16 protein-coding genes are annotated in these 18,153 nt (G+C 72.0%); 9 read left to right on the plus strand and 7 right to left on the minus strand.

Going from position 1 to position 18,153, the window contains the following annotated elements; all coding sequences use genetic code 11:
- The first annotated feature begins 117 nt into the window (after positions 1–117).
- On the plus strand, positions 118–1,149 hold the full coding sequence (locus ABT369_RS28115) for a DedA family protein (RefSeq protein WP_350616337.1): 1,032 nt from the start codon (positions 118–120) through the stop codon (positions 1,147–1,149).
- A gap of 400 nt (positions 1,150–1,549) precedes the next feature.
- Here the strand turns inward: ABT369_RS28115 and ABT369_RS28120 are convergent, their stop codons facing one another.
- The 4 genes from ABT369_RS28120 to ABT369_RS28135 all read right to left on the minus strand — a co-directional run bounded on the left by ABT369_RS28120 (position 1,550) and on the right by ABT369_RS28135 (position 6,749).
- A complete protein-coding gene (locus ABT369_RS28120; protein WP_350616339.1) occupies positions 1,550–2,905 on the minus strand; it encodes a dipeptidase in 1,356 nt (451 codons plus the stop codon).
- Positions 2,906–3,355: 450 nt separating this feature from the next.
- A complete protein-coding gene (locus ABT369_RS28125; protein WP_350616341.1) occupies positions 3,356–4,441 on the minus strand; it encodes a M48 family metallopeptidase in 1,086 nt (361 codons plus the stop codon).
- Entirely contained in the window at positions 4,438–5,214 is a 777-nt protein-coding gene (locus ABT369_RS28130) for a uridine kinase family protein (protein ID WP_350616343.1), read from the minus strand. The genes ABT369_RS28125 and ABT369_RS28130 overlap by 4 nt, the downstream gene beginning before the upstream one ends.
- Entirely contained in the window at positions 5,211–6,749 is a 1,539-nt protein-coding gene (locus tag ABT369_RS28135; protein WP_350616345.1) for a cobyric acid synthase, read from the minus strand. Before ABT369_RS28135 ends, ABT369_RS28130 begins: the two co-directional genes overlap by 4 nt.
- A gap of 130 nt (positions 6,750–6,879) precedes the next feature.
- Between ABT369_RS28135 and ABT369_RS28140 the strand changes: the two genes are divergently transcribed.
- From ABT369_RS28140 to ABT369_RS28155, 4 genes are all read left to right on the plus strand, one after another.
- On the plus strand, positions 6,880–7,866 hold the full coding sequence (locus ABT369_RS28140) for a cobalamin biosynthesis protein (protein WP_350616347.1): 987 nt from the start codon (positions 6,880–6,882) through the stop codon (positions 7,864–7,866).
- Positions 7,867–8,155: 289 nt separating this feature from the next.
- On the plus strand, positions 8,156–8,722 hold the full coding sequence (locus ABT369_RS28145; protein ID WP_350616349.1) for a DUF1444 domain-containing protein: 567 nt from the start codon (positions 8,156–8,158) through the stop codon (positions 8,720–8,722).
- A gap of 245 nt (positions 8,723–8,967) precedes the next feature.
- A complete protein-coding gene (locus ABT369_RS28150; protein ID WP_350616351.1) occupies positions 8,968–10,194 on the plus strand; it encodes a sensor histidine kinase in 1,227 nt (408 codons plus the stop codon).
- Positions 10,191–10,844, plus strand: coding sequence for a response regulator transcription factor (locus ABT369_RS28155; protein WP_350616353.1), 654 nt, complete (start codon positions 10,191–10,193; stop codon positions 10,842–10,844). Before ABT369_RS28150 ends, ABT369_RS28155 begins: the two co-directional genes overlap by 4 nt.
- A 107-nt stretch (positions 10,845–10,951) precedes the next feature.
- Here ABT369_RS28155 and ABT369_RS28160 read toward each other — a convergent pair whose 3' ends face one another.
- Positions 10,952–11,212: a hypothetical protein gene (locus tag ABT369_RS28160; protein ID WP_350616355.1), complete on the minus strand. Its 261-nt coding sequence runs from the start codon at positions 11,210–11,212 to the stop codon at positions 10,952–10,954.
- Positions 11,213–11,322: 110 nt separating this feature from the next.
- Between ABT369_RS28160 and ABT369_RS28165 the strand changes: the two genes are divergently transcribed.
- Entirely contained in the window at positions 11,323–11,610 is a 288-nt protein-coding gene (locus ABT369_RS28165; RefSeq protein WP_350616357.1) for a DUF4287 domain-containing protein, read from the plus strand.
- A 187-nt stretch (positions 11,611–11,797) separates the two neighbouring features.
- On the opposite strand, the gene ABT369_RS28170 is transcribed toward ABT369_RS28165, so the two are convergent.
- Positions 11,798–13,852 carry a cellulose binding domain-containing protein gene (locus ABT369_RS28170; RefSeq protein WP_350616359.1) on the minus strand — a complete coding sequence of 685 codons (2,055 nt, stop codon included), beginning with the start codon at positions 13,850–13,852 and terminating at the stop codon, positions 11,798–11,800.
- Positions 13,853–13,976: 124 nt separating this feature from the next.
- On the opposite strand from ABT369_RS28170, the gene ABT369_RS28175 reads away from it, so the two are divergent.
- Positions 13,977–14,531 carry a hypothetical protein gene (locus tag ABT369_RS28175; RefSeq protein ID WP_350616361.1) on the plus strand — a complete coding sequence of 185 codons (555 nt, stop codon included), beginning with the start codon at positions 13,977–13,979 and terminating at the stop codon, positions 14,529–14,531.
- 75 nt (positions 14,532–14,606) lie between these two features.
- Entirely contained in the window at positions 14,607–15,494 is an 888-nt protein-coding gene (locus ABT369_RS28180) for a hypothetical protein (protein ID WP_350616362.1), read from the plus strand.
- A gap of 99 nt (positions 15,495–15,593) precedes the next feature.
- Here the strand turns inward: ABT369_RS28180 and ABT369_RS28185 are convergent, their stop codons facing one another.
- Complete coding sequence (locus tag ABT369_RS28185; RefSeq protein ID WP_350616363.1) at positions 15,594–16,253, minus strand: DUF6882 domain-containing protein; 660 nt, start codon at positions 16,251–16,253, stop codon at positions 15,594–15,596.
- Positions 16,254–16,448: 195 nt separating this feature from the next.
- Here ABT369_RS28185 and ABT369_RS28190 point away from each other — a divergent pair, with 195 nt between their 5' ends.
- On the plus strand, positions 16,449–18,065 hold the full coding sequence (locus ABT369_RS28190; RefSeq protein WP_350616365.1) for a methyl-accepting chemotaxis protein: 1,617 nt from the start codon (positions 16,449–16,451) through the stop codon (positions 18,063–18,065).
- The last annotated feature ends 88 nt before the right edge of the window (positions 18,066–18,153 follow it).

Below are 18,153 nucleotides of genomic sequence, written 5' to 3' on the forward strand. Positions count from 1 at the left end.
ACACAATCGTGGTCAGTTGGGCATGCAGTGGGGTGCAGCCGTGTTGCCATGGTCAACGGGGGATCTGTTACGCGGGGTAAAGGGGCGGGCCATGGCGAGTCCGGAATGGTAAGCGCGGTGCTGGACCTGGTGTCCGCACCGGGCGTGCTCTACGCCACGGTTCTCGTCCTGCTAACGATCGACGCCTTCGTTCCGGTCGTCCCCGCCCAGGCCCTCATGATCGGCGGCGGCATCCTCTCCGCCTCCGGCCACGTGCAACTGCTGCTCCTGGTCCTCTCCGGCGCCGCCGGAGTCATCGCCGGCGACCTGCTGGCCTTCGCCGTCGGCCGCCGCCTGGCTCGCCGCGGCGAGCGCCGCCGCCGCGAACTGCCCCGCCGCGCCGCCAAGCTCACCGCAAGGCTGAACGAGGCGATGCAGCGCCACATCTTCCTGGCCGTCCTCTTCTGCCGCTTCGTGCCCGCCGGCCGCATGGTCACCGCCCTCTACGCCGGCCGCAACGGCGTCTCGACCCGCCGCTTCGCGACATACGACGTGGTGGCCGCGACCCTCTGGGCGACGTACGGCGCCCTGCTGGGCCACTTCGGCGGCGAGGCCATGGCCGACTCGTCCTGGCTGCCACTGCTGCTGATCGCCGCCGCGGCACTGCTGTTCGTGGCCGGCGCCCCGCTCCTGGGCCTGGCCGGTCGCCTGAACAAGCGCAAGGCCACCACGGACCCCGCCGCCGCTGCTCTCACCACGCTTGGCGAGCCCACCACCGCTGCTCCCACGACGCTCACCCCGGCCACAGCCGCTGGCGCCACCCTCGACGAGCCCGCCGCTCTCACCGCCCTCGGCGCGTCCGCCACCGCGCGGGCCACGCTCGACGAGCCCGCCGTCGAGGTGCCCGCCCAGGTCACGCGGGGCACACGGCGCCCGGCCGGTCAGACGCTGGGCCTGGTGAACCGCCTACGCCGCCGCAACCCGTCCACCACCGAGCCCGACGCCGCGACTCCCCGCCGCCAGCGCGTCTGCCGCCGCCGTTCGGCGATGGAGACACTGGCCGCGGTCGAGCCCTTGGCCGCCATCGAGGTCATGGCAGCGGCCGAGGCCGTGGCCGCCGCCGAGTCGGTGGTGGTCCAGGTCAACGGCCTGGAGTCAGCGGCCCAGTAGCACGCCGCTCCGACTCCTGGCTCACCCGCTTTTGGACAGCGCGCCCTTGGTCAGCGACTCCTGGCTCCGGCTGAGAAGAGCGCCAGTTCGCGCGGACCCACGAGGCGAATCCGGAGGGGCACCTCGGCAACCCGCCTCCGAAACAAGCACCAACTCGAGCGACGCCTCAGCCACGAACACCCCGCACCCACGCAACTCATGCGGACGCCTTGAGACGAATCCCGCCCCACAGCCCGCCCTCGGCACTCCGCCGCACCCGAGCCCTTTGCACTCCCACCGCCCCGCGAAAAGTCCGACACTTCGTGATCGGACTTTTCGGATTTATACCCTGACGGGGTACATGCGCTATTGAAACAAAATGCCCGACTCGATGCCGAGCCGGGCATTTCGCAACGCAGGTTTAGGCGGCCAGCCGGGCAACCTTCGACAGCAGCAGCGCCTCGGCGATGCACACGCGCTCGAACTCGGCGAGGTGCAGGCTCTCGTTCGGCCCGTGCGCGGTCGTGTCCGGGTCCTCGACGCCGGTCACGAGGATCGCGGCCTTCGGGAACAGCTCCTGGAACGTGGCGATGAAGGGAATCGAGCCGCCGATCCCCATGTCGACCGGCTCCGCCCCGTCCCACGCGGCCGCGAACGCCTCGCGCGCCGCGTCGTACGCGGGCCCGGTCGCATCGATCGAGCACGGCTCGCCGAGCTGCTCGAGCTCGATGGTCACGCGGGCACCCCAGGGCGCGTGCCGGCGGAGGTGGTCGGTGACGGCGTCGTACACCCGCTGCGCCGAATCCCCGGGCGCGATCCGCACGCTGAACTTCGCCTTCGCCCGCGGGATCAACGCGTTCGGCGCGCCCGACGTGGCCGGCGCGTCGATGCCGAGAATCGAGATCGCCGGGCGCGTCCAGAGCCGTTCGACGAGGCGGCCGGTACCGATGAACTGCACCCCTTCAAGCAGGCCCGCCTCCTCGCGGAAGCGCTCCTCGGGGTAGTCGAGCGGCGCGGAGGGCGTGCGCAGCAGTCCTTCGACGGCCACGTCCCCGGCGTCGTCGTGCAGGCTGGCGATGAGGCGCGACAGCGAGATCAGCGCGTCGGGCACCGCACCGCCGAACATCCCACTGTGCACAGCATTTTCCAGCACTTGTACTTCCACGAAGCCGTTGACGATCCCGCGCAACCCCGTCGTGAGTGCCGGCTGGCCGACGGCCCAGTTGCCGGAGTCCGCGATCACGATGACGTCGGCGGCGATATCGTCGCGATACTCGCGGAGCAGGTCCTCGAGCGACTCGGACCCGTACTCCTCCTCGCCCTCGATGAACACCACCACCCCGACGGGCAGGTCGTCCCCGAACGCGCGCAGCGCCGCGACGTGCGCCATGACCCCGGCCTTGTCGTCGGCGACCCCCCGCGCGTAGAGCCGTCCGTCCCGCTCCACCGGCTCGAACGGGTCGCTCTTCCACTGCCCGAGATCCCCGACGGGCTGCACGTCGTGGTGCGCGTACAACAGCACGGTAGGCGCCCCGGCCGGCGCCGGCTTGCGCCCGATGACCGCCGGCTGCCCACCCTTGCGCACGATCCGCACATCGGGCAGCCCGACCCCACGCAGCAACTCCGCAACGGCCTCGGCCGAGCGCTCGACGTGGCTGTGGTCGAATCCGGCAAACGCAATGCCGGGAATCCGGACGAGCGCCTCCAGATCGGCGCGCACACCCGGCATCTCCCGCCGGATCGCGGCGCGAAGCTCTTCCTCGGTTCGCACTGTCATACGGAGAACTTACTGCCCACCGCCTGCGCCCGCCCTCGCCGCCCTGCTTCCCGACCCCCTCGCTGCCACCCACGAACCGGCGCCCAAAGACCCGAGACTCACCCCAGCAACCACCCACACCCGGGAGCCCCCATCAGAAGCTCCGCGCCGGGTCCGACTTACCAGTGAGCCCGCACCCCAACGCCGTTCTCCGCGCGCGAGGCCCGACCGTTGTGCTCGTGCACCGGAGACGCCCCGCCGGGCGCCGTTCTCCGCGCGAGACCGACAGGCGCCACCATCGGCAGGCGAAGGCCCGCTGGCGCGCCCACGGCCACCTGGCGCGTCACAGCACCGCTGAACCCACGGCACCGATCCCGCCAGCGCGAAGCACGGGCCACTCGGCGCATCACGGCATCGCGGAACCTACGGCCCGATCCCGCCGGATGCGCCCGACCGACGCCTCGGAGACGCCTACGACTCGGCCGTCCTGGTGTCCCCTCCGTCCGAACCGTCGCCCCGCATCCAGCCCCGCATCCGCCCGGCCCCGGCGCCGACCCACCCGCCGACGTCCGCCGCCCCGTCCCCGAGCTTGCGCAGCAGCGACACGAGCGGGTCCTGCGACCGGCTGAACGCCTGCCGATACGAGGCCGCCGCCGCCTTGATCTCCTCGCTCACCGACGCGTTCCCGTCGTCCTCGCGCCGCGGGTAGTCGCCGGACAGAATCCGCTGGTACTCCCCGCTGTCGATCCAGGCCCGCACCTCGGCCGCCCGCGCGACGGGCATCGGGTGCGACCGCGCGGTCACCATCCGGATCTTGATCAGGCTGTCGCGCAGGTCCCCGGCCCGGTCGAACTCGGCCGCCTGCTCCAGGAACGCCGTCGTGTCGACCTCGGACAGGTCCCCGCCGCCGGCGAGCTTCATCGCCAGCCGCAACGAGGCGGCCGGGTCCTGGCATGCGAGCAGCCCCGCGCGGTCGGCGGAGAGCTCGGCCTTGCGCCACCACTCCATCAGCGCCGCGACGATCGCCCGCAGCACCATCGACCCGACCGGCAGCCAGGCCAGCCGGACCGCCCAGTCCGTCAGGATCATGACCATCGTCCGGTACACCGCGTGCCCGCTCACCAGATGCCCGAGCTCGTGCCCGAGCATGCAGCGCAGCTCGTCGTCGTCGAGCAGCTCCACGGAGCCCGAGTTCACCACGATGAACGGCTTCGACATGCCGATACACATGCCGTTGATGGACCGGTCCTGCTGCACGAACAGCTCCGGCAGCTCGGCCAGGTCCAGCGAGGCCGCCGCCTCGGCGAGCAGCCGATGGACCCGCGGATACTGCCGGTGGTCGACCCGGATCGCGTTGCCGAGGAACTGCAGCCGCCACGCCCGCTCGTTCCACAGTGCGTGCAGCGACTTGAGCACGTCGTCGAATCCGCGCAGCTCACGCAGTGCCACCAACGCGCCTCGGTCCGCCGGATGCTCCCAGGCCCGGGAGCTGATTCCGGTCAGCACCACCCGTCGCCGCGCCGGAGGATTCCCGCTCTGCGCCTCGTCAGTGCTCATTCGCTCCACTCCTCCCCGTCCGGCCTGCTCTCCGGATCGTCCTCCAGTGTTGCGCGGGCCGTCCACCCGCTCGGGACAGCGATGTACTCATTTTCGGGATCGTGCCCCTCCCCCGACGCCCCGTCGACCAGCACATCCATGGCCATTTCGGTCGGATCCGCGGCGAAGTGCTCGTCCTCGGCGGCCATCCAGCGCTCCCATTCGGCCCGCAACGCCTCACCGTCGCGCTCCAGCCCGCGCTGCAGCCGAAGCCCCCGCGGCGCCGTGACCAGCACTCCCAGCGTCAGATACGGCCGCATCGCCATCGACCCGCTGCCGACCCCCTCGACCACGAGCACATCCGGCGGCTCGACCGGCGTCCATTCGTCCACGAGCCGTTCCAGCCCCCAGTCGTACCGCCGATAAGCCCCCGCCTCCCCCCGCCCCAGCGGTTCGAGGACCCATTCCCGCATCCGCGGCTGCCAGGCGAGCAGCTTCGCCCACCCGTCCAGGAAGTCGTCGGTGTGCAGCACCGTCACCCGCCGCGCCGTGCGCTCGATCCCGTCGCCCGTCCCGCGGCCCTGTCCGAGCGCCCGAGCCAGCCGCCCGGCGAACGTGGTCTTCCCGGACCCTGCCCGCCCGTCCACCCCCACGACGCGGACGGCACCCAGCTGAGCCGGCCGGCTCAGCACCGAATCGGCCAACGCCCGATACGTCCTCGGCATCACTCCCCCGTCCTCGACCACGTCGCCCACCACCAACGCCGGAAACCGCTGTTCCACCGCTCGGCTCATCGCAGCCCCACCGAGATCGTCGGCAGCCCCTTGGGCGCCCCGCCCTCGATCAACCGCCACAGCGCATCGGTGTCGAGATGCTCCTCCACGAGATCCCCCAGCACGTCCACGGTCCGCTCCCGCAGCGCCGCGAACGACGTGTCCGGCGCCGCCTCGAACCCATGCCGCCCGGCCAGCCGAGCCGCCTCCGCCAGAAACGCCCGCCGGAACCCGTCCGACTCGAACGCCCCGTGCCAGTGCGTCCCGAACACGTTCCCGGCCACGCCCCCTTCCCCGGTCCCGTCCGGCAGCCGGATCAGCGGCGGCCCGTCGTTGCGGGTGACCTGCCCGTGATGGATCTCGTACCCCCGCACCGGCACCCCCTCGAACGCCGTCCCGCTCGGCAGCGCCAGGGTCTTGCGCTCGGCGAACGCGATGTCGACCGGCAGCAGCCCGAGCCCCGCGACACTGCCCCGCCGGCTCTCCACCTCGTCGTCGATGCGCTCGGCCAGCATCTGGAACCCGCCGCAGATCCCCAGCACAGGCCGCCCCGCCTTGGCGTGCCGGACGATCGCGTCGGCCAGCCCCCGCTCCCGCAGCCAGTCCAGATCGTCCACAGTGGACTTGCTGCCGGGCACGACCACCAGGTCGACATCGGCCAGATCGGCCGCCTCCACCGTCAGCCGCACCTGCACCCCGGGCTCGCAGGCCAGCGCCTCGGCATCCGTCGCGTTCGACAGGCGCGGCAGCCGTATCACCGCCACCCGTAACCACTGCGTCCCGCGCGCCGGGGCGGGCCGGCCCAGCACCCGCCCGTCGTACGCCAGCGAGTCCTCGGCATCCAGCCACAGGTCGTAGGACCACGGCACCACCCCGAGCGTCGGCCGTCCGGTGAGCTCGGTCAGCGACTCCACACCCGGCCGCAGGAGCCCCGCGTCGCCCCGGAACTTGTTGATGACGAACCCGCTCACCAGCGCCTGGTCTTCGGCGTCGAGCAGCGCGACCGTCCCGAACAGCGCCGCGAACACCCCGCCCCGATCGATGTCCCCGACGACGATCACCGGCAGGTCCGCGGCCCTCGCGAGCCCCATGTTCGCCAGGTCCATCGCCCGCAGGTTGATCTCCGCCGGGCTGCCCGCCCCCTCGCAGATCACCACGTCGTGACGCCGGCGCAGGTCGTCGAGCGTCTCCAGCACCGTCGAGCGGAGCCGGTCCTTGATCTCCGCGTAGTTCGCGGCGCCGATGTGCCCGACCGCCTGCCCCAGCACGATGACCTGACTGCGCCGGTCCGAGCCGGGCTTGAGCAGCACCGGGTTGAACCGCACGCTCGGCGCCAGCCCGCACGCGACCGCTTGTAATGCCTGCGCGCGCCCGATCTCACCGCCGGTGCCGTCCGGCTCGATCGCCACCGCCGAGTTGTTCGACATGTTCTGCGCCTTGAACGGCGCGACGTTGACCCCTTGCCGATGCAGCCACCGACAGATCCCGGCCGTCAGCAGACTCTTGCCCGCATCCGACGTCGTTCCCGCGACGAGCAGACCACCCTTGCCTTCCACGTCGCCCATTCTCACCCGCGGGTACGACACAAAAATCGGCCGACCACATTCAGTAGTCGAGAAACTTCGCCGTGCAACCTTCGCGTGGCCACTCCGAAAATGTGTCAGAGCCCCCCGGTACGGTCGCGGCATGAAACTGTTGGCAGGCGCAAGGGCCGACGCGGCCGGGATCGCGCTCGGCGCCGCACTCGACGCGGCCTTCGGCGACCCACGCCGCTGGCACCCGGTGGCCGGCTTCGGCCGCTTCGCCGGCGCCCTCGAGCGGCGGCTCTACGCCCGCGACCGCTGGGCGGGCGCACGGTTCACGGCCGTCGCGGTCGGCGTGCCGGTCCTGGCCGCGGCCGCCGCCGCCCGCCTGACCCGGAACCGCCCGCTGGCCCGCACCGCCCTCGTCGCCGCCGCCACCTGGTCCGCGCTCGGCGGCACCAGTCTCGCCCGCGAGGGCCGGGTCATGGCCGCCAAGCTGGCCACCGGCGACCTGCCCGCGGCCCGGGACCAACTGCCCAACCTGTGCGGCCGCGACCCCGCCGGCCTCGGCGCGCCGGAACTGGCCCGGGCCACCGTCGAGTCCCTGGCCGAGAACACGTCCGACGCCGTCGTCGCCCCGCTCTTCTGGGCCGCGATCGCCGGAGTGCCCGGCATCGTCGGATACCGGGCCGTGAACACGCTCGACGCCATGGTGGGTCACCGTTCAGCGCGATACGCCAGATTCGGTACGGCCAGTGCCCGCCTCGACGACGCCGCGAACCTCCTTCCCTCTCGCCTGACCGCCGCTCTCACGGTCGCGGCCGCCCCCCTCGTCGGCGGCAGCCCGTCCCGCGCCCTGCGCACCTGGCTGCGCGACGGCTCCCACCACCCGAGCCCCAACTCGGGCCAGTGCGAGTCGGCCGCGGCCGGCGCCCTGGGCGTGCGGCTGGGCGGCCGCAACGTCTACGGCTCGCGCGTCGAGGAGCGGCCCCACCTGGGCGACGGCGAGCCCCCGACCTCGTCCGACGTACGCCGGGCCACAACCCTCACCGTCGCCGTCGGCACCGCCGCGGTCGCCCTGGCCGCGGTCACGCGCCTGGCCCTCGCCCGCCGCCACCGCCGAAAACCCGCCCGCCACCCGGCGCCCTGATCCCAGCCCAGCGCCGCACCTCCTAATCGCCCCGCGCCGCAACACGGCAACACGGCGCAGTCCGACCGGCGCCGCGCCTCGCCGGGGAGCGGCACGTCGCGGCAACTCGAGCCTGAGCGTGAGCCGGCGATCCCGAACCGTTATCGAACTCGACAGCAGCTACGGAGGTAAATATTGACACATATGAGTGGGACTGCCTGGGAGTCGGTGCTGGCGGCGCGCAGCTAGCAAGCAGATGGCGCAAAAACAAGAGCTTGTCTCACTTCCGTCACGGTCTTACCTTGCACTCGTGCAGCTCGCGCTCCTCCCCGTACTCGCACCGCTTCGTGACTTCCGTCGCGACGATGTGCATGCGCCTGTGCTCGATGAGTTCATGGGCGGTCTGGGAGTCGGCTACAGCTACGGCCCACCATTCGGCCAGCGTCTCGTCACGTGGGCCGATCTGCAACGCATGGAGCTTCCCCGCCGCATGCTGCGCCGCCAGGCCGCCCACAACCTCGACGCACGACTCGGTGCCGTTGGCGTCCACGGACAGCCACCGGCGCTCATGCTCACCTTCGAGGGCATCGCCTCCAGCCTCCTGCTCGCCGAGGGGTTGTGGGCGAGTCTCGAGCGCTCGGTGCCCGGCGAGCTGGTCGTCGGCGTACCCGCGCGGGACGTGGTCATCGTGACCGGCTCCCACTCGCCACCCGGCCTCGCCAAGGTCCAGCGGGCCGTCGACCGCATCTTCTTCGCCGGCGATCGCCACCTGCTCTCGCGCAAGATGCTGGTCCGGCGGCGAGGGATCTGGGAGCCGTTCGTGCCCAATCAGACGCGCGCGCCCGAGGCCGCATTCTCCGAGACCGCCGGATTCTAGGGACCACCGCGAAGGTCCCGGGGGCGGCGGCGAACGCTGCCGGGCGCGACCGTGGTGCTCCGGCCGGGCGGATTCGGCGACCGGCGTGACAGTGCTGCGGCCGAGGTGCGGTGGGCGCGCTCGGAGACGACAGGCGTTGACGTTCTCCGCTGGCCGGTTGGTGATCGATACGACGGGTCCGCGGTGAGAGTCGCGGTGGATGTGACGAGCGGGGGTGGGTGCTCAACAGCGACTAGGATTTCCGCGTGCGGCGGGATTGGCTGCTCGCGGCCCTCTTCGCGGCCGTGGTCGCGGTCGGGGGGTGGCGCGCGGGGCTCGGGCAGGACGCGCCGCGGGCGCTGGACGCTGCCGGGTTCGGGCTCATCCTCGTGGCCGCGCTCTCGTTGGGGTTCCGGCGTAGCCAGCCGCTGGTGCCGCTGGGAGTCGCGGTCGGCGTCAGCTCCGTCTACCTCCTGATCGGATATCCCTTCGGGCCGATTCTGCTGACCGTTGTGTGGGCGATGTTCGAGTGCGCGCGGCGGCGGCCGTTGCGGGAATCGTCCATCGCGTTGGCGGTGGCGGCCCTCGTCTCCGTGCTCGCCGTTCTGCCGCGGATGGCCCACCATCTCGATCTGCTCGCCGTCGGGCTGGTGCTCTGGGGGGCCTGCTGGCTGGCGGTTCCGTGGTCGCTCGGGGCGATCGTGCACATGCGGCGGCTGGTAGTCGAGCGGGAGCGGGCCGAGCTCGTGCGGCGGGTGGTGCTCGAGGAGCGGGTACGGGTCTCGCGGGAGGTGCACGACGTGGCGGGGCACGGGTTCGCCGTCGTCGCGATGCAGGCCGGTGTCGCGCTCGTGGTGCTCGACGAGGAGCCGGGGCAGGTCCGGGAGGCGCTGCGGGCGATTCGGGACACCAGCCGGGGCGCCCTGGAGGAGCTTCGGGCGGTGATCGAGAACATCGACTCGCCGGCCGATGTCGCGGGGCTGGTAGAGCAGGTTCGGGCCGGTGGGGTTCGGGTGGAGCTCGAGTACGACGGGCTTGCCGGGGTCAGTGAGCGGCAGCGGCGGATCGCGTATGAGGTGGTTCGGGAGTCGCTCACGAATGTGGTCAAGCATTCGCCGCGGGTGGGGGCCGCGGTGTCGGTGCGGGTGGAGAGGGACGCGGTGGCGGTCGTTGTCAGCAATCCGGGAGCAGCCCGGGACGGTGGGTGTGGCGGGCCGGAGCAGGGCCGGAGCGCGGTGGCGGTCGTCCAGAAGCCGGCCGGCGGCGGCACCCCGAGCCCGATCGTCGTCAGCGGAGCGGCCGGGGACAGCGGGGTCGGGCCGGGGGTCGGGCCTGAAGTCGGGCCGGGGGTCGAGGCGGGGGTCGAGGCGGGGGTCGAGGCGGGGGTCGGGCGCGGCATCGGCGGTATGCGGGAGCGAGTCGAGGGCGTTGGTGGGACGTTCGAGGTGCTGGTGGGTGACGGGTTCGCCGTGCGGGCTTGGATTCCGCGATGAGTGCGCGCATCCGGGTCGTCGTGGTCGACGACGAGGCGCTCATCCGTGGTGGGCTTCGGCTGCTCATCGACCGTGAGGACGACCTCGAGCTGGTCGGGGAGGCCGGCGACGGGGCCGCGGGTGTCGAGCTGATCCGGCGGTGCCGGCCCGATGTGGCGTTGCTCGACATCCGGATGCCGGGGGTCGACGGGCTGGCGGCGCTCCGGGCGATTGCCGGGGATCCCGAGCTGAGGCGCACGCGGGTCGTTGTGGTCACCACGTTCGAGAGCGATGAGAACGTGTTCGCGGCGCTGGCGGCGGGGGCTGCCGGATTTCTGCTCAAGGATGCCGAGCCGGCCGAGCTCGTGCGGGCGATCCGGGTGGTGGCCGGTGGGGAGGCGCTGCTGTCGCCGTCGGTCACGCGGCGGGTCATCGCCCGGTTCGGAGGGATGGGCGGGCCGCCGGTGGCGCTCGATCAGCTCACCGAGCGGGAGCGGGAGGTGGCGGCCTGGGTTGCCACCGGGCGGTCCAACGACGAGATCGCGGCCGAGCTGGCGGTCAGCCCGGCCACCGTCCGGACGCACGTGGGGCGGGCCATGGTCAAGGTGAACGCGCGGGATCGGGCGCAGCTCGCGGTCATGGCGATCCGCGCCGGGCTCGCCGTCAGGTAGGAGCCGGATCCGCGCGGCTCGCCGTCAGGTAGGAGCCGGATCCGCGCGGCTCGCCCCAGAAAAGGAGCCGGACAGATAAGAGCCGGACAGGTAGGAGCCGGATCCGGTCAGGTGGCGGCCAGGTCTGTGGCGATGCGGCGCAGGACGTCGGTCGCCGGCTCGCCGGTTCGGCGCGCGTGGTCCAGCAGGATCAGGGCGGCCAGGTTGGTCATCCCGGTGAAGGCCCGGCCCACGTCCGCGACCGCGTCCTCGTCGCCGATCATCTGCTGCAGGTAGCCGCTTCTCGTCTGGCTGTCCTGTGGGGCCTGGAAGAGCAGGGTCAGGACACCGATCGCGTTGCGGGTGTCGTCCAGGCGGCGCTCGTCCATGCGGACACAGTACGGGCGCGTCGGAAAGAAGTTCGGCGCGGCTGTCGAAAGGGGCCGGGTGAGTTCGACGCGTGGTTGAAGGCAGGAGCCAACGCTAGGGAGCAGAGATCATGTCGTTCCAGGCCTACATCGACGCGCTGGAGACCAAGACCGGGATGACGCCGCGGGAACTGCTCGCCGTCGCCGCTGGGAAGGGGTTCGACGGGCCGCAGGTCAAGGCGGGGGCCGTCATCGAGTGGCTCAAGGAGGACTACGGGGTCGGGCGGGGGCACGCGATGGCGCTCGTGCACGTGATCAAGCATGGGGCGGGGATCTCGGACAAGCACGTGGGGACCGGCGGCTCGCACGGCGACGCCTCCAACATGCTGCTGCTGGACGGTGTGGCCGCCCGGCGCTAGAGACGATCAACCGGCACTCGGTCCGGCGGTCGCCCAACTGGTGGCGGCGACCGCCGGACCGAACGCTTCAACGAATCGTGAACGCGCCGCCAGGTTGACCGCTATCACCCGCGGAGGGTGAGGCCACGGGAGTAACGGTCAGGGGCCCGGCGGACATCGCGGTAGCTCTGAATTGCTTGAAAAAACGCTATCCGACCGAGCAGACGTTGCCGTTCAGCGTGAACGCCGCCGGTGGGATGTTCGGGCCGCTGTAGGCGCCGACGAAGCCCACGCTCGTCGATGCGCCGGGGGCGAGGTCCTTGTTGAAGTCGGCCGGGGTCACGCGGACCGTCGCGCCGGTCTGGGTCCAGGTGCCGTTCCAGCCGCTGCTCAGGCTCTGCCAGCCGGTCGGCCACGTGAAGGTCAGCGTCCAGTTGTTGATCGCGGCGGTACCGGTGTTGGTGATGTCGATGTTCCCGACGTACCCGTTGCCCCAGTCGTTGGTGTCCGCGAACCGGATGCCGCAGGTGCTCGTCGCCGGGGCGCCCGTCAGGAACGTCAGCGGCGGCGAGGACCAGCTCGCGCGGCCCGAGCCGTCGCGGGCCACGATGTTCACGGTGTACCGCGTGCCCGGCGTCAGGTTGCCCGCGGTGAACGTCGTCGAGGTCGTCTCGCCGAGCTGCTCGGAGCGCGCGCCGACCTGGCGGTACACCTCGTACTTCACGCCCGCCTGCGAGGCCGGCCAGGTGAGCGTCGCCGTGCGGTCGGTGATCGCGCTCGCCGACGGGCGGGCCGGCGCCTTCGGGGCGTTGGCCTGGGACGTCGCCGGGTGCAGGGTGAGCACGGTCAGCGAGTACGGCGCCAGGGTCTGCGCGGCCGCGGTGCCGGACTGCGCGCTGGCGATGCCGCCGGCGCCGTTGAGCAGCGACTCGACCGTCGGCGCCGCCGAGGAGGGGGTGTACCCGTCGTAGGCGATCTTCACCGCGTGGCTGTTCGCCGGGTCCATGTTCACCAGCAGCACCGTGAGGTCGCCGTTGGCCCGGCGCGCGGCGTGCGCGGCGACGAGCGGGTTGTCGGTGCCGGCCCGGATGAGCTGGTCGCCGGGGTGCGCGAAGGAGTGCATGAGCTTCAGCGCGTGGTACGGCGCGAACGGGGTGTTCTTCGCGGGCTCGCACACGGTGTTGTCGGCGTTGCAGTTGCCGCTCGACAGCATGCCGAAGTCGCCGTAGTCGGTCTGGCCGGCGACGGTCGAGACGGTGCCGATGCCGTTGTGCACGTCCCACCAGTCGACGGTGAAGACGCCGTTCTCGAGCATGCCGCTGTAGGTCTGGGCCAGGAACAGCGCGCCGGGCTGGGTGTTCTGGCCGACGCCGACGTTGGTCTCGGTGAGGCTGATCCCGATCCGGCCCGGGTTCGCGCCCGCGTACCGGGTGAGCTGGTCGCGCACCATGTACATGATGTCGTCGATCTGGCCCGGCTTGGTCAGTGCGTCGGCCTCGCCGTTGCCGCCCGGGTACCAGTGCAGGTCCACGAAGTCGATGGACGGGCCCGCGATCGACAGCACCACCTGGTTCCACGAGCCCGCGTCGCCCGCGCCCACGAGCGCGTCGGGCCAGTTGGCCGGGGTCGTGAGCACCGCGCCGACCTTGATGCCGGGGTCGACGGCCTTCATCGCCTTCGAGTACGCCACGACCTCCTCGGCGTACTGCTTCGGGCTCTTGTCCGCGTGGTCGTCGGCCTCCCAGGCGGTGCCGTAGTGGCCGTTGCCGTAGTTCTCGTTGCCGATCGTCCAGTAGTTCGCGTGGTAGCCCTTGGTGATGTTCGCGTACCGCACCCAGTCCGCCGCCTCCTGCGCGGTGCCGGTGCCGTAGTTCGCGATGATCATGGGCTGGGCGCCGGTGCGCCGGGCGCCGGCCATGAACGTGTCGAAGTCCGTGTTCGGGGCGACGTACCCGCCCGGCGCGGTGTGGGTCTGCCAGTGGTAGATGTCGGCGTACGAGCCGCCGGGGTAGCGCACCATGCCCACGCCGGCCGCGCCGAGCAGGTCGGACACGGCGGTCGTGCCGAGCTCCGAGTCCCAGATCGCGTGGTTGACGCCGAGCGCGGTGTCGGCGACGGTGGCCAGCCCGGCGCGAGTGTTGACGGTGACGTTGGTGGGGACGGGATCGGCATAGGCGCTGGCCAGTGGCAGGCTGGACAACGCGCCGGCCGCGACGAGCAGTGCGAACGCACCGGCGGCGCGGCGCACTGAACTCTGGGGCATGGCGGCGGACCTCTCGCTCGGAGTGTGAAACGCTTCGATCCGGAAGCTGCGTCCCGCCCGGTCCGGTGGGCAAGCGCCCGCCCGGTTTGTCAGCATTTGTCAGCGCGATCGCGGAGAACCTTTCATGGATGCGCTTCGCTTCCTCGCCGCTCACCACGTGGAGGGCATCGCCCGCCTGCGCGAGCACCTGGCGCGCAACCCGAGCCGCGACGAGCAGCGCCACGGCCGCCTGCAGGCCCACCTCGCGGCGCAGGCCCTGCTGGCCGGGGTCCGCCCGGTGCTCGAGCCCCCGGTCGGCGACCTCCTCCTCGGCGACGTGCGGCTGGAGCTGCGCGGATTCAACAAAGGCGGCAGTGGCACCGGTACTGCCCGACGCCTCGTCCGCGCGATCGAGCTCAAGGCGAAACAGACCCGCACGGCCCCGTCGGTCTGGGTCTGGATCGAGGACGACGGCGCCTTCCCGGACCTGGACGACACGGCGGTCCCCGGCCTGGAGCGCGTCTTCGCCTCCTGGCCGCACCTGGAGGGCGTGGTGCTCTCGGGCCCCTTGCCGATCGCCTTCCCGCGCTCCCACGGTTTCGGCCCGCTGACGGTGGTGCACCGGCCGGGGCTGCCGCCCGAGCGGTACGCGCTCATCCACCGCCTGTGCTCGTCCGGCGGCCGCCCCTCCTGCGCCTAGGGCCTCTTGACGCTAATGGCTACATGAGTAGAGTTAAGGCCGCGCAGCCGCTCCCATCGCCTGAGTGAGGCGTCGATGCCATTGTTCGTCGTGTTCCTGGTGACCTCGATCGTCGTGGCGATCGTCCTGTACCGCCGATTCCGGGACGGCCCGGCCGAGGACGCGCCGCTTCGGCTGCTGCGCTGGGCGGTCGGTCTGCTCTCGGCGCAGCGGGCGGAGTGGGGCCGGGCCATGCTCGGTGAGCTCGGCGCGCTGGAGGGCCGCTGGTCGCGGCTGCGGTTCGCGCTCGGCTGCACCGGTGCCGCCGTGGTCATGCCGCCCTGGGGCCGGGCCGCCGCCGCACTGTGGGCCGCGATCGGGATCATCGCGGCCAGCCTCGCCATCCACGCGGTCGTGCTCGTCGACTACGGGCTGGGAACCGGAGACTGGGTCGCCCTCGCGGTCGTCGGCCTCGTCTGCGCCGGCTACCTGCTCGGCGCCAGCGCCCTGCTGCGCCGCCCCGGCGTCGCCCTGCCCGGCGTGCTGGGCGGCGTGCTCGCGACCCTGGCGGTGTTGGTCATGTCCGGGTTCACCGCCGCCGACCAGGTCACCTTCGTCCCGATCGGCTGGAAGCGGGGGGTGATCGTGTTCGCCGTGCCCGCCGTCATCGGCGTCGCCGGCACCCTGTGGCGCCGCGACCCGGCCGCCGGGCGCCGCGTCGCCCGGCTGGCCGCCCTGAGCGCCGGGCTGCTGCAACTGCTCTTCGCCACCGTCGCGGTCGCCGTCCTCGGCGGCGGCGGACCGCCGGATGCCGGCGGCGGCTCCACGATCCGCGGCACGGTCTCCGACCGCCTCGGCAACAACATCGTCCACCTCGCGGTGACGACGCTGACGATCGCGATGGTCGGCTGGGCGGCCGCCGCGCTCGCCGGCTACGTGATGCGCCGCGTCTCCCCACCGGCCGTCCCGGCACAAGAGGTGTGAGTCCCGTGGCGGGTAGCTGCCGGGGCAACTATCATGGGTCGTGAGACCGGCGTCTTCCCCCGTGGATGCCGGTCTCTTCACGTTCAGCGCTCTTCTTGTTCAGCTCAGGGTGCCCTCGATCTTGCTGATGCGGCCCAGGTCGTCGAAGGAGATGCGGATCGTGGTGCCCTCCGGGTGCTGGACGATCATCGAGTCCGCGGCCTCGTCGACTCCCCAGGTCTGCTGTTCGAAGAAGGATCTCGCCGTCGTGCGGTGGTCCAGGGGGAAGGCCGAGATCACCTGCTGCAGGACGGTCAGGGCCCGCTCCGGGCGCACCGGGGCCGACAGCTGCGCTGGGGTGCCCTCCAGATGGAAGAAGACGGCGCCGCCGTCGTAGGGGCCCCGGTAGTACGGGCGGCCGGTCAGGCTTCCGGCCACGAGGGCCAGGCGGTGGCCGTCGGCCTGGGCGAGGGAGAAGCCGGGGGTCACGAACTCGGTTACCTGCTCCTCGGCGCCGTACTCCCGCAGCCACGCGCTCAGCCGCAGCAGGTCCGGCGGGAGGTTGCTCGCCTCGTTCGCCCAGGCCCACAGCCAGGTCTCGTCGTTGTGGCTCTCCGTGCCCAGCAGCTGGATGTCGTAGCGCAGGTCGGTGCCGAAGGTCGCCTGGCCCGTGGACAGGTCCAGCTGCCAGTCGCGTTCGCCGATGAGGTCGGCCAGGGCCAGCTGGCGGGCCATTCCGGTCGCGACGTGCTGGGCGAAGAGCTGCTCGAAGGTCGGCATCCGGCCAGTCTGCCAGCCGGCCGCCGGCCCCGCCCGGCGAGCAGGGGTGCGCGCCGCCAGGTCGGCCGCGCCTCCACGCGGAGGGTGAGGCCACGGGAGTTACGGTCCGGACCACGGCGGACATCGCGGTAGCTCGCCGCTTTTGGATCTTTGGTTTTTGCTTCGGTGCGGTTCGGTGGCGCCGATAGGTCGGGCATGGACGCGCTCCGGCGGACGCGGGTCGTCACGCGGCTGGTGGTCGGGTTCCTTGTCGTGTCGCTGTGTGTCGTGGCCATCTGGCTCTCGGCGATCTCGGCGGCGCGCGGGACCCGGGACACGGCCGTCCGGCTGTCGGCCTCGCAGGCCCAGCTCGACGCCGCGCAGCAGCTCAAGTTCCGGATCACCGACATCTCGGGGTGGCAGGTCGGGTACGCGTTCGACGTCGTGCGCGGGCTGCCCGGGGCCACGGACGACACGGCCGAGACGCGGGCCGCGTATCTGCAGGCGATGCGCGACTTCAGCACCGAGCTCGACGCGATGGCGAAGCTGCCGCTCTCGGCGGTCGACCGGGGCTCGGTGGAGGCCATTCGCACCGCGTACGCCGACTTCGTCGCCATGGACGACCGCGTGGTCGCCGACTACCGGGCCGGCACGCCCGCGCAGGTCAGCGCGGCCAATGAGCTGGTGGTCGGCGAGGGGCTCCAGGTGTACGCGCGGATCGCCGACGGCGTCGACGCGCTCCTGGCCTCGGCCAGGAAGCTCGAGGCGGCCGCGCACGTGGCCGCCGCCGCGCGCGCGAACCGGACGCAGCGCCTGGCCAACACGGTCGGCGTCATCGCCCTCGCGCTGTCGATCCTGCTCGCCGTCGCGCTCTCGCTGTCCGTCATCCGGCCGTTGCGCGCGTTGCACGACCGGCTCGCGGACATCGCCGAGGGCGACGGGGACCTCACCAGAAGGCTCACGGTCAGCGGGCATGACGAGTTCTCGGCCGTGAGCCGGGAGTTCAACACGTTCGTGGACAAGATCGCGGCAACGGTACGGGCCATCAGTGGTTCTGCCGCGACCGTCGCGGTCGCCAGCGAGCGGCTCACCGACACCTCCCGGCGCATCATGGCCAGCGCGCAGGAGACCTCGGCGCAGTCCGGGCTGATCGTCGCCGCCGCCGACGAGGTCTCCGGCAACGTGCACACCGTGGCCACCGGCGCCGAGCAGATGAGCGCGTCGATTCAGCAGATCGCCGGTACGGCCGCCGAGGCCGCCCGCGTCGGCGGGCAGACGACGGAACTCACGCAGTCCGCGTTCGACCTCATCGGGCGGCTCTCGGGCTCGAGCGCGCAGATCGGCGACGTGGTCAAGGTGATCACCGACATCGCCGGGCAGACGAACCTGCTCGCGCTCAACGCGACCATCGAGGCGGCCCGCGCGGGCGAGGCCGGCAAGGGGTTCGCCGTCGTGGCCAACGAGGTCAAGGAGCTGGCCCAGGAGACCGGCCGCGCCACCGGGGACATCGCCGCCAAGATCGCCAGCATCCAGGCCGACACGACCGCCGCGACGGAGGCGATCAACCGGATCGTCGAGGTCACCGGGCGGCTCGGGGACTACCAGACGACGATCGCGGCCGCCGTCGAGGAGCAGACCGCGACCACCGACGAGATGAGCCGCAACATCGCGCAGGCGGCCGCCGGCTCGGCCGACATCGCCGCGAACATCGCCGGCATCTCCGACGCGGCGCGGGTGACGACCGACGGGGTGGAGGACACCCGCACGGCCGTCGAGGAGCTCTCGGGCATGAGCCGTGAGCTGCACGTCCTCGTGGGCCAGTTCCGGGTCTGATAGCACGGTTCGGCCCGGCCCGCGACCCCGTCCACAAGTACCCCGCCGTCCACAGATCCGGCCCTCACGCCCAGCGGGACGACCCCCG

Source organism: Dactylosporangium sp. NPDC000244 (assembly GCF_040300725.1).
Taxonomy (GTDB): Bacteria; Actinomycetota; Actinomycetes; order Mycobacteriales; family Micromonosporaceae; genus Dactylosporangium.

Bases quoted from the DNA above. Each gene is read 5' to 3' on its own strand.
- ABT369_RS28175 (WP_350616361.1), top strand. From the start codon at position 13,977: ATGGATGCGCTTCGCTTCCTCGCCGCTCACCACGTGGAGGGCATCGCC.
- ABT369_RS28185 (WP_350616363.1), bottom strand. From the start codon at position 16,253: ATGCCGACCTTCGAGCAGCTCTTCGCCCAGCACGTCGCGACCGGAATG.
- ABT369_RS28170 (WP_350616359.1), bottom strand. From the start codon at position 13,852: ATGCCCCAGAGTTCAGTGCGCCGCGCCGCCGGTGCGTTCGCACTGCTC.
- ABT369_RS28140 (WP_350616347.1), top strand. From the start codon at position 6,880: ATGAAACTGTTGGCAGGCGCAAGGGCCGACGCGGCCGGGATCGCGCTC.
- ABT369_RS28125 (WP_350616341.1), bottom strand. From the start codon at position 4,441: ATGAGCACTGACGAGGCGCAGAGCGGGAATCCTCCGGCGCGGCGACGG.
- ABT369_RS28190 (WP_350616365.1), top strand. From the start codon at position 16,449: ATGGACGCGCTCCGGCGGACGCGGGTCGTCACGCGGCTGGTGGTCGGG.
- ABT369_RS28165 (WP_350616357.1), top strand. From the start codon at position 11,323: ATGTCGTTCCAGGCCTACATCGACGCGCTGGAGACCAAGACCGGGATG.
- ABT369_RS28155 (WP_350616353.1), top strand. From the start codon at position 10,191: ATGAGTGCGCGCATCCGGGTCGTCGTGGTCGACGACGAGGCGCTCATC.
- ABT369_RS28180 (WP_350616362.1), top strand. From the start codon at position 14,607: ATGCCATTGTTCGTCGTGTTCCTGGTGACCTCGATCGTCGTGGCGATC.
- ABT369_RS28120 (WP_350616339.1), bottom strand. From the start codon at position 2,905: ATGACAGTGCGAACCGAGGAAGAGCTTCGCGCCGCGATCCGGCGGGAG.
- ABT369_RS28130 (WP_350616343.1), bottom strand. From the start codon at position 5,214: ATGAGCCGAGCGGTGGAACAGCGGTTTCCGGCGTTGGTGGTGGGCGAC.
- ABT369_RS28160 (WP_350616355.1), bottom strand. From the start codon at position 11,212: ATGGACGAGCGCCGCCTGGACGACACCCGCAACGCGATCGGTGTCCTG.